Origin of the sequence: Micromonospora sp. WMMD754, assembly GCF_049315235.1 — a bacterium.
Taxonomy (GTDB): Bacteria; Actinomycetota; Actinomycetes; order Mycobacteriales; family Micromonosporaceae; genus Micromonospora; species Micromonospora sediminicola.
In genome coordinates this window covers 5,917,712-5,934,037 of sequence record NZ_CP186058.1, presented here as the reverse complement: position 1 = coordinate 5,934,037, position 16,326 = coordinate 5,917,712, and the positions used below count along the sequence as shown (strand labels likewise).

Below are 16,326 nucleotides of genomic sequence, written 5' to 3'. Positions count from 1 at the left end.
ACGCCGCCTCAGCCGGTCTGGAACAGTCGCAGCAGTCCGGCGCCTCGGATCGCCGCAGCGTCCAGCAGCCGCTCGGGCAGCGGCCCGCCGGGCACCGGAAGGTCGGCGGCGACCGGTGAGATCACCTTGCGCACCACGATGCCGTCGGCTCGCAGCCCGGGGGTGTCGAGGTCCACGCTCACCGCCCGGTAGTGCCGGCGTAGCCGGTCGAAGTGGAAGTTCGCCTCGAACGCGGCCACGCCGGCCGGGTTGAGCGGGTCCGCCACCACCGGTGCGGCCAGCGGCGCCGGCGCACCGGCCGGTACGCCCCGGTGGTGCAGCATCAGGGCCTCCTCGAAGGCGTGGGCGGCGGCCTCGGCGACGGTGGGTGCGGCGGCGCAGCCGCCGACGTGCGCCGCTCCGGTGTCCGGGTCGTGCAGCGTGACCACGCAGACCGACGCCAACGGGTCGGCGCACAGGTACAGGTAGGGGTCCCGGCCGAGCTGCCGGGCGACCTGGTCCAGCTCCCGGGCCCAGACGCCCGGGTCCAACCGGTGCATCCGGCCGGCGGGCCAGTGGCGCGCGACCAGGTCCCGCTCCGCCACTTCGAGCAGCCCGCCCTGCTCGGCGAGCAGGGCGCTGGTGTGCGCCGCGGTGCCCGTGCTGGTACGCGGGACGCACGGGCGGTCACCGGCCACGGCGGGAACGAGGCAGGCCACCTCGGTCGGCACCCAGCACGGCCGTCCGTCCACCAGCGAGGTCGCCGACGTCCACGGCCGTGGGGCGCGCGGGTCCACGGCCGGGTGGGGGAAGTCCGCTGCGGCCCGCTGCGCGTCGGTGAACGGCTCCGGCACCACGACGGACTGGCCGGCGGGCAGGTCCTCGCGGGCGCAGGTGACCGTCCGGGCGGGACGGCGGTTGAGCGCGAAGCGTTCGGCGGCCTCCAGTGCCGCCCGCGCGGTGGCGAGGCCGGCCAGCGGGGAGACCGCGGCGGACCGGACCGGGCGTACCGGATCGGTCGCGGCGCCGAGCGCGACGGTCAGCGGGATCGCCGCGTCGATCTCCTCGTGGTCCACCCACGGCTGGAAGACCGGGCCGTCCGGCGGATCGGTCCGCGCCGCCCGCCGCACCGACCGGGGTGGCCGGACCCGCTGCCGCGACCCACCACGCAGGTCGCGCAGGTGGATGTCGACGCCGTCCGGGTCCACCTCGCGGGCGGCGACGACCGCCGACACCACCGAGGCGGGCAGTGCCCGGCCGGCGGGATGCGCGAGCCGGTGGCCACCGTCGATCCGGGCCGACAGTTGCGGGTCGAGCTGGCCCAGCAGCGACCGGAGCCAGCGGTGGTCGGTGCCGTTGCGGACCACCGGTCCCACGACCAGCCAGCGGCCGAGGACGAGAACGGGTTGGTGCGGCACGGCGCCGGCGAGGGCGGCCAGCGCCGCCGCCCACGGTGCCGGCCGGTACGCGCAGGCCGCCACCGGCACCGCCGCGGCCGGCGCGTTGCAGCAGGCCGTGACCAGGTCGTCGGCCGTCCACCAGCGGCCGAGCCGCCAACCGTCGTCCGGCGCGTCGAGCAGGACGTGCTCCGGCAACGGGACCGTGGGTTCCCGCGGTTCTCCGCCCGGGACCGGCGCGCCGCCGGCGAGACGCCGCGCCTGGGTGAGCACCGCGGCCGGGTCGGGGGAGCGCAGCCGCCAGCCCCGCGCCCCGTGCCGGAGCAGGGCCGAGGCGCCCCGTTCGTCCACGCTGACGATGTCGCAGGTCGCGGCGACGTCCCGCCACGCTCCTGCGACGTCCACGGCCTCCGGCGCGGTCACGCGGGTTCCAGACGGGCCCCGCTCGCCAGCGCGTGCCAGTCGGTCGGCAGGTTGCCCCGGCTGCCGTGGTCGCAGCCGTCGCAGATGGCGAACTCGGCCGGCCGGCCGAGCAACTCGGTGCGCCAGCGGCTCATGATCGTGTCGGTGTCGTCCACGGTCAGGTTCGCGTAGCGGTGGCGGCTGCCGACGTCGTTGCTGCACGGCAGCAGGTCGCCGTCCCAGGCGACGAAGAGGGACTGCTTGCGGAACAGGCAGTGCGCCTGGTCGGGCGCGCCGGGACGCGAGGTGAGCTGCATGATCGGCAGGGTGCCGCCGCGGCCCTGGACCTCGATCTGGCGGAACCTGCCCCGGGACAGTCCCCGTTCCTCGATCCAGCGGTGGAAGTCGTCCACCTCGTCCTGGTTGATGTCCATCTTGACGAAGTTGAGCGCCACCAGGTCGGGTGCCACCCGGATCGCCGCCTCCAGGTTCGCCACCGAGGCGTCCCGCTTGTCCCGCCCGAAGATGGTGGCGAACCGCTCCCGACGCAGGCTGTGGATCGACCACTTCAGCAGCGACAGGCCGGCGTCGCGCAGTGCCGTCACCGTGTCGACGTCCATCCGGAAGCCGTTGGTGACCGCGACGATCGGGAACCGCTCCTCCGGGCCGAGGGCCTCCCGCATCCGCCGGACCCACGGCACCAACCGCCGGTGCAGCGTGGGTTCGCCGATGCCCTGCAGGATGATCCCGGGCGCCTCGATCGCGGCGGCGAACTCCAGGAACCGGTCGAACGTCTCCTCGCTCATGTCGCCGAGCGGGCGCAGTTCCTGGCGGGGGCACATCATGCAGTCCGCGTTGCACCGGTTGGTGATCTCCAACTCCAGCGACGGTCGCGGCGTACGGATGGCCGACACGTCGACCAGCAGCCCCACCTCGACCAGCGTGGCGAGCGTGCGGGCCAGGTCGTCGGCGTGTGAACCGGCGGCGAGCACCAGCGCGGCGGTGGACTGCGGGTGTTCGAACCGGCCGAGCAGGCGGGTGATCCGGTCGGTGGCGGCCACGCCCTGCTTCGCGCCGCGCCAGAGGTCGAGCCGACGGTAGACCCGGGGGGTGTCCTCGGTGTACCGCCGGGTGCCGGTGAGCTTGACGAACGGCGCCAGCACCAGTTCGGCCGGCAGGTCGCCGGTGGTCTGTGTGGTCATGGGTTCACTCTCATCTTCCAGCGGTCGAGGTCGACGGTGACGGTGCGGCCCAGGGACGGCGACCGGAACGACTCGCCTACCGGCTCGCCGGCGACTTCCGGCACGTCCGGCCGCCCGTCCTGCGCCACCGCCATGAACATCGCGAAGGACCGGTCCACCGCCCGTTCGAAGATCGGGTCGAGGTCGGCGAACTCCGCGTGCAGCTCCGCCAGCCGGCGGTCCAGCCGCACGCGTTGCCGATCCGCCTCCGGGCCCTGGGCGTCGGCGGTGGTGTAGTTCTGCGCCAGGGCGTACGGCACGTGCGCCTCGAGCAGATTGATCCGGTAGCGGGTGGGGTCGTTCCAGACCGGCGAGTCCCGTTCCAGGGCGAAGGTCCCGACGGAGGCGTACGAGATGTGGTCCCGGTTGCGCCGGATCATCTCGAAGGTGGCGCGGGCCTCCTCGTCGGTCTCGCCGGGGAAGCCGATGAAGAACATCCAGCCGACCGGGATGCCGGCCCGCTTGAGCAGCTCGGCGTGCCGCTCCACGTCGGTGAGCCGGATGCCCTTGCGCATCAGGTCGGCCACCCGCTGGGAGCCGGCCTCGATGCCGTTGACCAGCAGCACGCAGCCGGAGTCGACCAGGCTGCGCACGGCCGCCTCGGTGAGCATCGGCTTGTCCACGCGCGCCTCCGCGGTCCACCGGAACCGCCGGTCCGCGGTCGGCCGTGCCGTCGCGGTCTCCGCCGGAACGTCGGCGATCGCGGCGAGCCGGCGGGCCAGGTCGTTGATCTCCCGCGGCGGGATGGCCTCGTCGACGAAGTACAGGTAGGAACCGTCGACCGCGCTGATCGCCTTCAGGGCGTCGTCGACGGCGTCGGCGCCGAGTCGGAAGTAGCCGTCGCCGTATCCCTCGTGGTGGGTGCAGAACGCGCACTTGCCCCAGTAGCAGCCCTTGCTGGTCAGCAGCGGGTAGATCGGCTCCGGGGTGGGGTAGAGGTGGTCCAGGTCGGTGAAGTCGGGCGCCCCCGCCGGCGGGCCGGTCTGCGGGGCGGCGCGCCGGTAGGTGACGGCCCCGTCCCGGATCCGGGCGACGCCGTCGACGTCGACGTCGGTCGCCCCGGCCGCCAGCGCGGTCAGCAACGCGGTGAGCGGCTCCTCGCCCTGGAAGGCCACCGCGTAGTCGACGTCGTGCCAGAACGAGGTGTCGTGCGCCAGCACCTCCCGCCGGACGTGGGTGACGGCGTTGCCCCCGATCACCACCACGGTGCCCGGCTGGTGTTCCTTGACCAGTCGGGCGATGAGCAGCGCCGGCGCGAGTTGTTCCAGGTAGGCGGCGCTGAGGCAGACCACCGCGCAGTCGCGGTAGCGCCCGCCCCGGACGTCGCGCTCCAGCCACCGGCCGAGGACGCTGTGCCGCAGGCGGTCGACCAGGGCGGGCCAGTCCTGCTCCGGCGTGGGCACCGGCCGGGTCAGGCCGTGGTGCCGCAGGTCGTAGGAGAGCGCCAGGTCGGCGAAGCGCAGCGTCCGGGACGCCCGGGCGACCGCGCGGGTGCTCCGGTAGGTCGCCAGGTCCCGCAGCGCCTCCCAGGCCGACGACCCGCGAGCCGCCAGATATTCCAGGCTGAGCCGGACCCGCGTCGGGGTCGAGGGGTCCAGCTCCGTCGGCTCGACGCCGCCGGTCCACAGGGCGTGGAAGAACCGGATGTTCGCGTCGTCGGTCCGGCAGGTCACCGGGCTGCTGGCGTGCAGGTGCCCCTTGAGCAGGTACGGAGCGAGGTACGGCATGTGGTAGTAGGTGGCCGGGGGAAAGATCAGGGAGGTGTGCACGACGGGGGCTCTCCTCCGGTCGTCGGGGTGCCGGGCGGGACGTGGCGTACCGGCTGGCCGCCACGTCCCGCCGGCGTTCCGTACTGCTCAGGCCGGATCGGTCAGAACGCGACGTTGCAGCACATCGACAGCGACTCGAAGCGTCCGAGCTCGTCGAACTCGATCTCGACCACCTCGACCTCGTTGACGTCCGTGAGTTCGATCGCGGCACTCTCCGTGATGGCCGCGTCGGTCATGGTGGACATCGCGATCACCTTCCCTTCGTATCGCGCGTCGGCTCGTGATCCACGCCGCGAGCCGTGGACGGCAATCTATGGCAAAGGTTTGTCGAGCTGAACCCCTTGATCCAAGGGGTGGTAGCGGAGGGCGCAAACTTTCCCGCCGTTGAGCCGCCAATCAGTATCGATTCGCTTCACCTGCCTGTCGGACGGCACGGTTTGCTACCGAGGGTGAAGGGGTGGGCCGGGGTGGCCCGACCCGAGGCAGGGGTGCCCCCGGCGTGCTCAGGGGTTGCCATCGGGCGAGCGCCGCGATCGAGGGCCCTCGGGAACGGGGGGCCGTGCGGACCTGACCGGAGACCGAACCGGTCTCGAGCGCGGTTCGAGCGCCGCGCCGGACGCTGGGGCGCGACGCCGGTTCCTGACCCGGCGTCGCCGTTCCCGCCGTCGCGAAGGGACCCACCGGTGACGCATCGCCCATCCCGTCCGGCTTCCGCCCTGGGCCGCCCGACCGCCCGGGAGGTCCGCCGATGACCCGCCGAGTCGTCATCACCGGCATCGGTGTCCGCACCCCCGGGGGGCGCGGTGCCAAGGAGTTCTGGGACCTGATCTCCAGCGGGCGCACCGCGACCCGGCGGATCTCCTTCTTCGATCCCGCGCCGTTCCGCTCCCGGGTGGCCGGCGAGTGCGACTTCGACCCCGAGCTGGAGGGGCTGAGCCCGCGGGAGATCCGCCGCATGGACCGGGCGAGCCAGTTCGCCGTGGTCTGCGCCCGGGAGGCGGTGGAGGACAGCGGGCTCGATCCGTCCGAGGTCGACCCGACCCGGATCGGGGTGAGCCTCGGCAGCGCGGTGGCCGCCGCGACCAGCCTGGAACGGGAGTACCTGGTGCTCTCGGACAGCGGGCGACGGTGGCTGGTCGACCACGACTACCTGTCGCCGCACATGTTCGACTACCTGATCCCCAGCGTCATGCCGGCCGAGGTGGCCTGGACGGTGGGCGCCGAGGGGCCGGTCACCATGGTCTCCGACGGCTGCACCTCCGGCCTGGACGCGGTCAGCCATGCCGCCGACCTGATCCGCGAGGGCAGCGTCGACGTGGCGCTGACCGGCGCGGCGGACACCCCGGTGACTCCGATCGTGGTCGCCTGCTTCGACGCGATCAAAGCCACCACCCCCCGCGACGACGAGCCGGAGCGGGCCTCCCGCCCGTTCGACGGCACCCGCAACGGCTTCGTGCTGGCCGAGGGGGCGGCGATGTTCGTGGTCGAGGAGTACGAGCACGCCCGCCGCCGGGGCGCCCACGTCTACGCCGAGGTCACCGGCTACGCGACCCGCTGCAACGCGTACCACATGACGGGTCTGAAGAAGGACGGCCGGGAGATGGCCGAGGCGATCCGGGTGGCCCTGGACGAGTCGCGGGTGGACCCGACGGCCGTCGACTACGTCAACGCGCACGGCTCCGGCACCAAGCAGAACGACCGGCACGAGACGGCCGCCTTCAAGCGCAGCCTCGGGCAGCACGCGTACGGGGTGCCGGTCAGCTCGATCAAGTCCATGGTCGGCCACTCGCTCGGCGCGATCGGCTCGATCGAGGTGGCCGCGTGCGCGCTGGCCATCGAGCACGGCGTGGTGCCGCCGACGGCCAACCTCACCACCCCCGATCCCGAGTGCGACCTGGACTACGTCCCGGTCACCGCGCGGGAGCGGCGGCTGGACACGGTGCTCACCGTGGGCAGCGGCTTCGGCGGGTTCCAGAGCGCCATGGTGCTGCGCGCGGCGGGTGGTCGGCGATGACCACGCCCGTCCTCGTCACCGGTCTCGGCGTGGTCGCGCCGAACGGGCTCGGAGTGGACGACTTCTGGTCGGCCACGCTCGCCGGGCAGTCCGGCATCGCGCCGCTGGACCGGTTCGACGCCGGCCGGTACCCGGCCTCGCTCGCCGGTCAGATCGCCGACTTCGACGCCGCCGCGCACCTGCCCAACCGGCTGCTGCCGCAGACCGACGTCTCGACCCGGCTGGCCCTGGCCGCCGCGGAGTGGGCGTTGCGCGACGCGGCGGTCGGCCCGGGCGACGTCCGGGACTACGACATGGGCGTGATCACGTCGAACGCCTCGGGTGGCTTCCAGTTCACCCACGGTGAGTTCCGCAAGCTGTGGTCCCAGGGGCCGCAGTTCGTCAGCGTCTACGAGTCGTTCGCCTGGTTCTACGCGGTCAACACCGGGCAGATCTCGATCCGGCACGGCATGCGCGGCCCGGGCGCGGTGCTGGTGGCCGAGCAGGCCGGCGGGCTGGACGCGCTCGGGCACGCCCGGCGTACGGCCCGCAGGGGCACCGCGCTGGTGGTCAGCGGCGGGGTGGACTCGTCGTTCGACCCGTGGGGCTGGGTGTCGCACCTGGCCAGCGGCCGGGTCAGCCCGGTGGCCGACCCCCGCCGGGCCTACCTGCCGTTCGACACCGCCGCCAGCGGCTACCTGCCCGGCGAGGGCGGGGCCATCCTGGTGCTGGAGCGGGCCGACGCCGCCGCCCGCCGCGGCGCCCCCCGGGTGTACGGGGAGATCGCCGGCTACGCCGCCACCTTCGACCCGCCGGCCGGCAGTGACCGTCCGCCGGGCCTGCGGCGGGCGGCCGAGTCGGCGCTGCGCGACGCGGGCGTACGCCCGGAGGAGGTGGACGTGGTCTTCGCCGACGCGGCCGGCGTGCCCGAGCTGGACCGGGTCGAGGCGGCGGCGATCCGCGAGGTGTTCGGGCCGGCCGGGGTGCCGGTGACCGCGCCGAAGACGCTCACCGGCCGGCTCTACTCCGGCGGCGGGCCGTTGGACGTGGTCGCGGCCGTGCTCGCCATCCGGGACGGCCTGATCCCGCCGACCTGGCACACCGGCGACGTGCCCGCCGACTACGGCATCGACCTGGTGCGGGACGCGCCGCGGGAGGCGCCGGTGCGGACCGCCCTGGTGCTCGCCCGCGGCCGCTGGGGCTTCAACGCCGCGGTGCTGGTACGCGCCGCCGCCGCGCCGGTCCCGGCGGCCTGACCTCCGCATTTCCGACCCGGCGCCGCCCGGCGCCGGTTCGCCGACCGAGGAGAGACGACATGCCCCTCATGACTCTGGACGACCTCCGCGACATCCTCGTCGAGTGCGCCGGCGAGGACGACTCGAACGACGTCAGCGGCGACATCGCCGACGTCCCGTTCGAGGACCTCGGATACGACTCGCTGGCCCTGATGGAGACCGCGGCCCGGATCGAGCAGCGCTTCGGGGTGCGCCTGCCGGACGAGCAGGTGATGGACCTGGGGACCCCGAAGGCCGTCCTCGACGCGGTGAACACGGCCGCCGCCACGGCCTGAACCCGCCGACGAAGGGAGGTCACCGTCATGAGTGGATCGAGCCGGAGCCGGCGCACCGAGCACACCGCGGTGGTGCCGGGGCCGCCCGATCAGGTCTTCGAACTGGTCGCCGAGGTGCGTCGATGGCCGGTGGTCTTCGGGCCGACCGTCCACGTCGAGCACTTCGGCCGGGACGGGGACCGGGAACGGTTCCGGATCTGGGCGATGGTCAACGACCGGGTGAGCACCTGGACGTCGAGCCGCGTGCTCGACCCGGTCGACCTGCGGATCCGGTTCGCGCAGGACCGCAGCCAGGCGCCGGTGGCCTCGATGCGGGGCGAGTGGCTGTTCCGCCCGGCGTCCGGCGGCGGCACCGAGGTCCGGCTCAGCCACGAGTTCACGGTCGTCGACGACGATCCCGACGCGTTGAACTGGGTCGGCACGGCGGTGGACCGCAACAGCCCGGCCGAGCTGGCGGCGCTGGCCCGCGTCGCCGGCCTGGCCCGGCCGGTGGGCGAGCTCGTGGTCGAGTTCGCGGACACGGTCACCCTGCCCGGGTCCCCGGCGGACGCCTTCGAGTTCGTCGACCGGGCGGACCGGTGGGCGGAACGGCTGCCGCACGTGCGGCGGGTCCGCCTCACCGAGGACGAGCCGGGGTCGCAGACGCTGGAGATGGAGACGGTCACCGGGGACGGCTCCACCCACCGCACCCGCTCGGTGCGGGTCTGCCGCGCCACCGACCTGATCGCCTACAAGCAGTTGGAGGTGCCGCAGCTGCTGCTCGGACACAGCGGCACCTGGACCTTCGCCGACCGGGACGGCGCGACCGAGGCCACCGCCCGGCACCTGGTGCTCGTCGACCCGGAGGCGGCCACCGCGCGGTTCGGCGGCGCGGACCCGCTGGCCGCCGCCCGGGCGTACGTGCGCGACGCGCTCGGCGCCAACAGCCGGACCACGTTGGCCCGGGCGGGCGAGTTCGCCGCCGCCCGGCGAGCGGCCGACGCGGCGGCGCGGTGAGCGCCCCGACCACGCCGGTCGCGCCGGCCGGTCGGCTGACCGAGGTCGCCGACGGCGTCTACGCCTTCACCCAGCCCAACGGCGGATGGTGCCTGAACAACGCCGGTGTCCTGGTGGGCGGCGACGGCGCCGTGGTGGTGGACACGGCGGCGACCGAGGCGCGCGCGGCCCGCCTGCGCGAGGCGGTGGACGCCCTGGGCGCCGGCCCGGGCCGGGTCGTGGTCAACACGCACCACCACGGCGACCACACCTTCGGCAACGCCGCCTTCGGCCCGGGGACGACGGTGGTGGCCCACGAGCGGGCCCGGGTGGAGATGGCCGAGACCGGGCTCGCCCTGACCGGGCTCTGGCCGGACGTGGACTGGGGCGACGTGCGGGTGGTGCTGCCCACGCTGACCTTCCGTGACGCGCTGACCCTGCACCAGGGGGAGCGGCGGGTGGACCTGCTCCACGTCGGGCCCGCGCACACCACCAACGACGTGGTGGCCTGGTTGCCGGCCGAGCGGGTGCTCTTCGCCGGCGACGTGGTGCTCTCCGGCTGCACCCCGTTCAACCTGATGGGCTCCATCGAGGGGGCGCTGGCGGCGGTGCGGCGGCTGCGCGAGCTGCGGCCGGCGACGGTGGTCTGCGGTCACGGCGCGGTGACCGGACCGGAGGTGTTCGACCTGACCGAGCGGTACCTGCGGTGGGTGCTCGACGTCGCCCGGCACGGGGTGGCGCAGGGCTGGTCGCCGCTGCGCGCGGCGCGCGAGGCGGGCCCCGGCGAGTTCGCCCACCTGCTGGACCCCGAGCGCACCGTGGGCAACCTGCACCGGGCGTACGACGAGGTGCGCGGCGGCGCCCGTGGTCGCCCGTTGGACGTGGTGGCGATTTTCCAGGAAATGGTGGACTTCAACGGGGGTCAGTTGCCCGAGTGCCGGGCCTGACCGGCCGACAGCGGTGCCGGGGGCGGTTCGCGTGAAACGCGACGACCGCCCCCGGCATTCGCCTGCCCCGTTCGTCGGGGAGAGTATTTCCGGTCGGTAAAATTGTGTCGGCAGATGTGTCGGGCGGCCCGGTTTTCGCCGGCGCTCGTTTGGAACTTCTGTCGGATAGTGTGTTGCGAGCCCGGCACAAATCACCGACCTCGACCGAACTCCCAGGTCAACGCGACTGTCCGAAATGGTTGTGGCGTCGGTCACGCCTCGTTGGGTGTCCCATCCCCCATCTATGATTGTCGACAGGTGTGAATGCACCGGGGGAATGCCGGTTCGGCCCCCGTCGTGGGAATTGCGAGTGCGACGGGAAGGTGCGAGTGCCGATCGGCCTTAATTGTCCGTGAACAACGCCTGGCTCGGGGGAATCAAGGTGCGCTTCAATCTGCTCGGTCCGCTGGAAATCGTCGCCGACAACGGTAGGGCGGCGACGCTGAGCACACCCAAGGTGTGCCAGGTGCTCGCCCTGCTGCTCATCCGGCCCAACGAGATCGTCAGCGTCGGCGCGCTGGTCGAGGAACTCTGGGCGGACCACCCGCCCCGCAGCGCGGTGACCACGCTGCAGACGTACGTCTACCACGCCCGGCGCATCTTCGCGCAGCAGGAGCTGGTGCGGCCGGACCGGGAGCTGCTGGTGACGCGGCCGCCCGGCTACCTGGTCGACGTCACCGAGGACGAGGTCGACGCCGCCGTGTTCACCCGGCTCACCCGCCGTGGCCGCACGCTGCTCGACGACGGTCGCCTGGAGGAGGCGTCCCGGGTGCTGCGGGAGGCGCTCGACCTGTGGCGCGGCGCGGCGCTCGCCAACGTCTCCGCCGGCACCGTGCTGCGCGGCCAGATCACCCACCTGGAGGAGCTGAAGATCCGGGCGATCGAGCTGCGGATGGAGGCCGAGCAGCGACTGGGCCGCCACCGGGAGCTGATCCCCGAGCTGCGTGCGCTGGTCTGCGCCTACCCGCTCAACGAGTGGTTCCACGCGCAGCTCATCACCGCGCTCAACCGGTCCGGCCGGCGGGCCGAGGCGTTGCAGGCCTACCACGACCTGCGTCGCATCCTCGACGAGGAACTGGGGGTCCTGCCCACCCCGGAGGTCCAGCAACTCCAGCTGGAGCTGCTGAACATCGGTCACCTGCCGCTGCCCGCCGACCGGGACCGAGCCGGCGTCGAGTTGTCCTCGAGCCCCTCCTGACACGGTACGGGCGACCGCCAGTCGTCCGTACCAGGAGGAGGCAGGACGTGCGCGATCAATTGTCCGAACGAGACGGTCTGCGGGCCGCCGCCGAGCAGGTCGCCGATCTGGCCGGCAAGCGCGCCGGCGCCGCCGAGGCGGAGCGGCGACTGCACCCGGAGGTGGTCCGGGCCGTCCTCGACGCCGGGTTCGCCCGGCACTTCGTGCCGGCCCGCTGGGGCGGCGACGCCGGGACGTTCACCGAGGTGTCCCGGGCGGTGGCGGCGATCGGCGAGAGCTGCGCCTCCACCGCCTGGTACGCCTCACTCACCGCCGGCCTGGGCCGGATGGCCGCCTACCTGCCCGCCGCCGGCCAGGCCGAGCTGTGGCGCGACGGTCCCGATCCGCTGATCGTCGGCGCGCTGATGCCGCTGGGTGAGGCGACGCCCTCCGACGGCGGTTGGCGGCTCACCGGCCGGTGGCCGTACGTGAGTGCGATCGAGTTCTCCGACTGGGCGCTGGTCTGCGCGATGGTCCGGACCGACGGCCGGCCGCAGGCGCGCTTCTTCGCCGTCCCCCGGGCGGCGTACACGATCGAGGACACCTGGTTCACCGTCGGCATGCGGGCCACCGGGAGCAACACGCTCGTCCTCGACGACGTGCGGGTGTCCGCGGAGATGTCCTTCACCCGCGACGTGCTGACCGTCGGCACGGCGGCCGAGGCGGACGCGCCCTGTCACCGGGTGCCGCTCAAGGCGGCCAACGGCCTGGGGTTCGCGGCGCCGATCCTCGGCACGGCGACCGGCGCGCTGAAGGTGTGGACGTCGTGGATCGCCGAGAAGGTGCGCACCGCCCCGGCGAACGGCATCACCGGCGGCCCCGGCTACGACGCGGTCCTGGCCCGCTCGGCGGCCGAGATCGACGCCGCCCGCCTGCTGCTGGACCGGGTCGCGGCGGTCGTTGACGGCGGGCCGGTCGGCGCGCTGGAGACCGCACGCAACGGCCGGGACTGCGCGTTCGCCGTGGACCTGCTGGTCGGCGCCGTCGACCGGTTGTTCCGGGCCGCGGGCACCCGCGCCCAGGCCGACGGCAACGCCCTGCAACGCGCCTGGCGGGACGCCAACGCCGCGGCCAGTCACGTCGTCCTGCAGTTCGACCCCGCCGCCGCGGCCTACGCCGCGCAGGCCTGGCACCGCCCCTGACCGAAGGAGGACCCCGTGGTCGACCCCGCCCGGCCGGACGCCGGATTCATCGCCATCGTCACGCTCCGCACCGACGGTCCGGAGCAGCAGCGCCAGCTGCTCGACCTGCTCGTCCCCGACGTGCAGGAGTGGGTCCGGCACTGTCCCGGCTTCATCTCCGCCAACTACCACGTCAGCACCGACGGCACCCGGCTGGTCAACTACGCGCAGTGGGCCAGCGAGGAGGCGTACCGGGAGTCGTTCAAGCGCAACCCGCGCGCCGGCGCGCTGCGCGCGGCACTGGCCGCGATCCCCGGTGTGCAGGGCCCCGAGATGACCGGCTACACCCTGGCCCGCAGCATCCCGGCCGCCGCCGTCACCGAACCCGCCTGATCCGTACGTCCCCTGTGGACGCGACGTCGAGCCGGCCTCGACCGGCCGTTGCGACCGTTGCTGCGCGCCCGGCGGCGCACGGACGCCGCCCGGGTTCACCCCGAATCGAGAGGACCGCAATGACCACTCGCACGACCTGGAAGCGCCGGCTGCTGGCGGTGGCGGCGCTGGGCGCGGTGGGGCTCGCCGCCACACCGGTTCCGGCCGCCGCCACCACCGGTGCGGTCGCCCCGACCGGCGCGGCCGCCGACAACCTGCTCCCGCCGACCGTGACCGGCACCGTTCCGGTCGACTACAGCTGCTACGTCACCTTCCCGGGCGGGTCGACGACGGTGCCGTTCAGCCTCACCTTCACCGCCTCGGCGCCGCAGAAGGTGGCGCCGTACCGGCCGTTCGCGGTCACCCTCGACCCGCAGGAGTGGACCCCGGACCCGAAGTTCAACCAGCAGGTGCGCACCGTCAAGGTCAGGTACAAGCTGCCGGACAACGCCTGGTACGTCTGGCACACCCTCTCCGGCGGCAAGAACCTGACCACGCCGCCGCAGGCGCAGTACGACTGGTCGACCCGGGTGCTCACCATCACCGAGACCGGCCCGCTGCCCGCCAGCGTGCCGTTCGACCTGCCGACCGTCACCGTCTACCTGCTCTCCGGCCCGAGCGGCACCGCCCGGACCACCACCGGCGGGACCAGCCTGACCGACCCGTCCTGGACCTGGGTCCGCACCGACCTGGAGGGCGTGGAGCGGCCGTTCGACTGCAACCCGGCGGCCCCGGTGGTGTTCACCAGCACCACCATCGGCTGACCGACCGGCACCACGGCGGGCGCCGGACCTGGTCCGGCGCCCGCGTCGTCCGACCGTCCGTACGCGGAAAGGAAGCAGGACATGACCGACAAGCCCGTCGCACTGGTCACCGGGTCCTCGTCCGGGATCGGCGCCGCGGTGGCCCGCCGGCTCGGCGGCGCCGGCTACCGCGTGGTGGTGAACTCCGCCCGGTCCCGGGAGGCGGGGGAGAAGCTCGCCGCCGAACTGCCCGACGCCGTCTACCTCGCCGCCGACGTCGCCGACCCGGCCGGTTCCGCCGGGCTGGTCGAGGCCGCCGTGCAGACGTACGGCCGCCTCGACGTCCTGGTCAACAACGCCGGCCGGACCCGCCTGATCCCGCACGCCGACCTGGCCGCCGCCACCGGTGAGGTGTGGCGGGAGATCCTCGACCTCAACCTGATCGGCACCTGGCAGACCACCGTCGCCGCGATGCCGCACCTCACCGCGACCGGCGCCGGCGCCGTGGTGAACGTGTCCTCCGTCGCGGGCAGCCGGCCCGCCGGAAGCTCCATCCCGTACGCGGTCAGCAAGGCCGCTGTGGAACACCTGACCCGGTTGCTGGCCAACGTGGTCGGGCCCCGGGTCCGGGTGAACGCCGTCGCGCCCGGCCTGATCGAGACGCCGTGGACGGAGTCGTTCACCGCCATCGCCGAGAAGGTCCGGGAGAGCACCCCGCTGCGTCGGGTCGGTCGGCCCGAGGACGTCGCCGAGGCGGTGGCCGGCCTGGTCGCCGCGACCTACGTCACCGGCCAGGTCGTCCTGGTCGACGGCGGCGCCCACCTCATCTGAAGCCGGAGGCAACGCATGAAGCTCGCCGTGAACCTCGTCTACCAGGACGCCGCGCTGCTCGCCCGCACCGCCGAGGAGCTGGGATACGCGGTCGCGCTCGCGCCCGAGGGATACCGCTCCGAGGCGGCCAGCCTGCTCGGCGCGGTGGCCGCGAGCACCGACCGCATCGGCCTGGCCTCGGGGGTCATGCAGATCCCCGCGCGGACACCGGGACTGGCCGCGCTGACCGCGGCGACGCTGGACGCGCTCAGCGGCGGGCGGTTCCGGCTCGGCCTGGGCGTCTCCAACGCCGAGGTCTCCGACGGCTGGTACGGCGTGCCCTTCGACGAGCCGTTGCGCCGCACCCGGGAGTACGTCGACATCGTCCGCGCCGCGCTGCGCGGCGGCCCGGTGCGGTACGCCGGCCGGCACTTCCGGCTGCCCCGCGACGGCGCGGGCAGCGCGCCGCTGCACCTGCTCACCACCCCGCTCCGTGCTGACCTGCCGATCTGGCTGGCCGCCGTCGGTCCGAAGAACCTGCGGCTGGCGGGGGAGATCGCCGACGGGTGGATCGGGGTGTTCACCTCGCCGGCGCTCGCCGCCGAGGCGATCGGCCAGGTGCGCGCCGGCCGGGAACGCGTCGGCCGGACGATGGTTGGGTTCGAGACGCTGCCCTGCCTGCCGACCGCGATCGCGGACGACGTGACCGAGGCGGTGGACCTGGTCCGCGGCCAGTACGCGTACCTGCTCGGCATCGGCGACCCGGAACGCAACGTCTACGTCGCGCTGGCCCGGCGCCTCGGCTACGTCGGCGAGGTGGAGAAGGTGCACGACCTGGTCCTCGCCGGCGACCGGGTCGCCGCCGGCGCGGCGGTGCCGGAGGGCTTCGTGCTCCAGACCGCGCTGGTCGGGCCGCCGGACCGGGTGGCGGGACGGATGCGCGAGTACGCCGAGGCCGGCGTGACCACGCTGGGCGTCATGGTGTCCGCCGCCGCGACCGACACCGCCGGCCGGGTGGCGATCCTGCGCCGCGCGGCGCAGGCGCTGCGCCGGGCCGGGCTGGCCGAGGACTGACGACGACGTCGACGACGGGGAGCGGCCGGCCCACCGGCCGCTCCCCGTCGGTCCGTCCGGACTCACCGCCGGATCGCGGGTCCCACCGTGCCGAACGTCCGCTCCACGTAGAGCACCGGGTCGCGGGTGGGCGCCAGCTGGGCCGTCCGCACCAGACCGAGCAGGATCACGTGGTCGCCGGCCTCGTACTGCCGGTAGCGGTCGCACTCCAGCACCGCCGCCGCGCCGTCGACCACGGTCAGCCCACCGGCGGTGCGCCGGAACCGGCCCTGGGCGAACTTGTCCTCCCGCTTGCTGGCGAACCGCCGGGCCAGCTCGGTGTGCTGGCTCTGCAGGATGCTCACCGCGAACCGCTCGCAGCCGGCGAAGACCGGGTACGAGTGCGCCGAGCGGGCCAGGCAGACCAGGACCAGCGGCGGCTCCAGCGAGACCGAGCAGAACGAGTTGGCCGTGAAGCCGTACGGCACGCCGTCGGCGTCCCGGGTGGTCACGACGGTGACACCGGTCGGGAAGGACGCCATGGCGGCCCGGAAGTCGGCGGGGTCGAGCGCCTCCCGGCGGGCGTCGGCCCGCTCACGCGAATCCGCTGGGATCATC

At 73.9% G+C, this 16,326-nt stretch carries 16 protein-coding genes; 11 read left to right on the top strand and 5 right to left on the bottom strand.

The annotated features are described in order from the left end of the window. Positions 1–8 precede the first annotated feature (8 nt). From ACN27B_RS27915 to ACN27B_RS27900, 4 genes are all read right to left on the bottom strand, one after another. Positions 9–1,799 (bottom strand): YcaO-like family protein, encoded by a 1,791-nt coding sequence (locus ACN27B_RS27915; RefSeq protein ID WP_422742086.1) that lies wholly within the window; start codon positions 1,797–1,799, stop codon positions 9–11. Beyond that, positions 1,796–2,980, bottom strand: coding sequence for a radical SAM/SPASM domain-containing protein (locus tag ACN27B_RS27910; protein ID WP_099160556.1), 1,185 nt, complete (start codon positions 2,978–2,980; stop codon positions 1,796–1,798). Before ACN27B_RS27910 ends, ACN27B_RS27915 begins: the two co-directional genes overlap by 4 nt. Then, positions 2,977–4,788 carry a B12-binding domain-containing radical SAM protein gene (locus ACN27B_RS27905; protein WP_422742084.1) on the bottom strand — a complete coding sequence of 604 codons (1,812 nt, stop codon included), beginning with the start codon at positions 4,786–4,788 and terminating at the stop codon, positions 2,977–2,979. Before ACN27B_RS27905 ends, ACN27B_RS27910 begins: the two co-directional genes overlap by 4 nt. Positions 4,789–4,889: 101 nt before the next feature. Continuing rightward, positions 4,890–5,033, bottom strand: a complete 144-nt coding sequence (locus tag ACN27B_RS27900; protein WP_157779040.1) for a hypothetical protein — start codon at positions 5,031–5,033, stop codon at positions 4,890–4,892. A gap of 503 nt (positions 5,034–5,536) precedes the next feature. On the opposite strand from ACN27B_RS27900, the gene ACN27B_RS27895 reads away from it, so the two are divergent. From ACN27B_RS27895 to ACN27B_RS27845, 11 genes are all read left to right on the top strand, one after another. Then, complete coding sequence (locus ACN27B_RS27895) at positions 5,537–6,802, top strand: beta-ketoacyl-[acyl-carrier-protein] synthase family protein (protein ID WP_099160558.1); 1,266 nt, start codon at positions 5,537–5,539, stop codon at positions 6,800–6,802. After that, positions 6,799–8,037: a ketosynthase chain-length factor gene (locus ACN27B_RS27890; RefSeq protein WP_422742081.1), complete on the top strand. Its 1,239-nt coding sequence runs from the start codon at positions 6,799–6,801 to the stop codon at positions 8,035–8,037. The genes ACN27B_RS27895 and ACN27B_RS27890 overlap by 4 nt, the downstream gene beginning before the upstream one ends. A gap of 59 nt (positions 8,038–8,096) precedes the next feature. Continuing rightward, entirely contained in the window at positions 8,097–8,351 is a 255-nt protein-coding gene (locus ACN27B_RS27885; RefSeq protein ID WP_098744382.1) for an acyl carrier protein, read from the top strand. A 27-nt stretch (positions 8,352–8,378) separates the two neighbouring features. Then, complete coding sequence (locus ACN27B_RS27880; RefSeq protein WP_422742079.1) at positions 8,379–9,347, top strand: aromatase/cyclase; 969 nt, start codon at positions 8,379–8,381, stop codon at positions 9,345–9,347. Continuing rightward, entirely contained in the window at positions 9,344–10,273 is a 930-nt protein-coding gene (locus ACN27B_RS27875; protein WP_422742077.1) for an MBL fold metallo-hydrolase, read from the top strand. Before ACN27B_RS27880 ends, ACN27B_RS27875 begins: the two co-directional genes overlap by 4 nt. A gap of 421 nt (positions 10,274–10,694) precedes the next feature. Next, positions 10,695–11,510 carry an AfsR/SARP family transcriptional regulator gene (locus ACN27B_RS27870; protein WP_172967775.1) on the top strand — a complete coding sequence of 272 codons (816 nt, stop codon included), beginning with the start codon at positions 10,695–10,697 and terminating at the stop codon, positions 11,508–11,510. Positions 11,511–11,557: 47 nt separating this feature from the next. Then, entirely contained in the window at positions 11,558–12,691 is a 1,134-nt protein-coding gene (locus ACN27B_RS27865; protein ID WP_422742074.1) for an acyl-CoA dehydrogenase family protein, read from the top strand. Positions 12,692–12,706: 15 nt separating this feature from the next. Further along, positions 12,707–13,063 (top strand): antibiotic biosynthesis monooxygenase family protein, encoded by a 357-nt coding sequence (locus ACN27B_RS27860; protein WP_099160563.1) that lies wholly within the window; start codon positions 12,707–12,709, stop codon positions 13,061–13,063. A 119-nt stretch (positions 13,064–13,182) separates the two neighbouring features. After that, positions 13,183–13,866, top strand: coding sequence for a hypothetical protein (locus tag ACN27B_RS27855; protein WP_091573949.1), 684 nt, complete (start codon positions 13,183–13,185; stop codon positions 13,864–13,866). 81 nt (positions 13,867–13,947) lie between these two features. Beyond that, a complete protein-coding gene (locus tag ACN27B_RS27850; protein ID WP_099160564.1) occupies positions 13,948–14,676 on the top strand; it encodes an SDR family NAD(P)-dependent oxidoreductase in 729 nt (242 codons plus the stop codon). Positions 14,677–14,691: 15 nt separating this feature from the next. Then, positions 14,692–15,729, top strand: a complete 1,038-nt coding sequence (locus ACN27B_RS27845) for an LLM class flavin-dependent oxidoreductase (RefSeq protein WP_099160565.1) — start codon at positions 14,692–14,694, stop codon at positions 15,727–15,729. Positions 15,730–15,791: 62 nt separating this feature from the next. On the opposite strand, the gene ACN27B_RS27840 is transcribed toward ACN27B_RS27845, so the two are convergent. Then, complete coding sequence (locus ACN27B_RS27840; protein ID WP_355518772.1) at positions 15,792–16,325, bottom strand: flavin reductase family protein; 534 nt, start codon at positions 16,323–16,325, stop codon at positions 15,792–15,794. Position 16,326 lies beyond the last annotated feature (1 nt).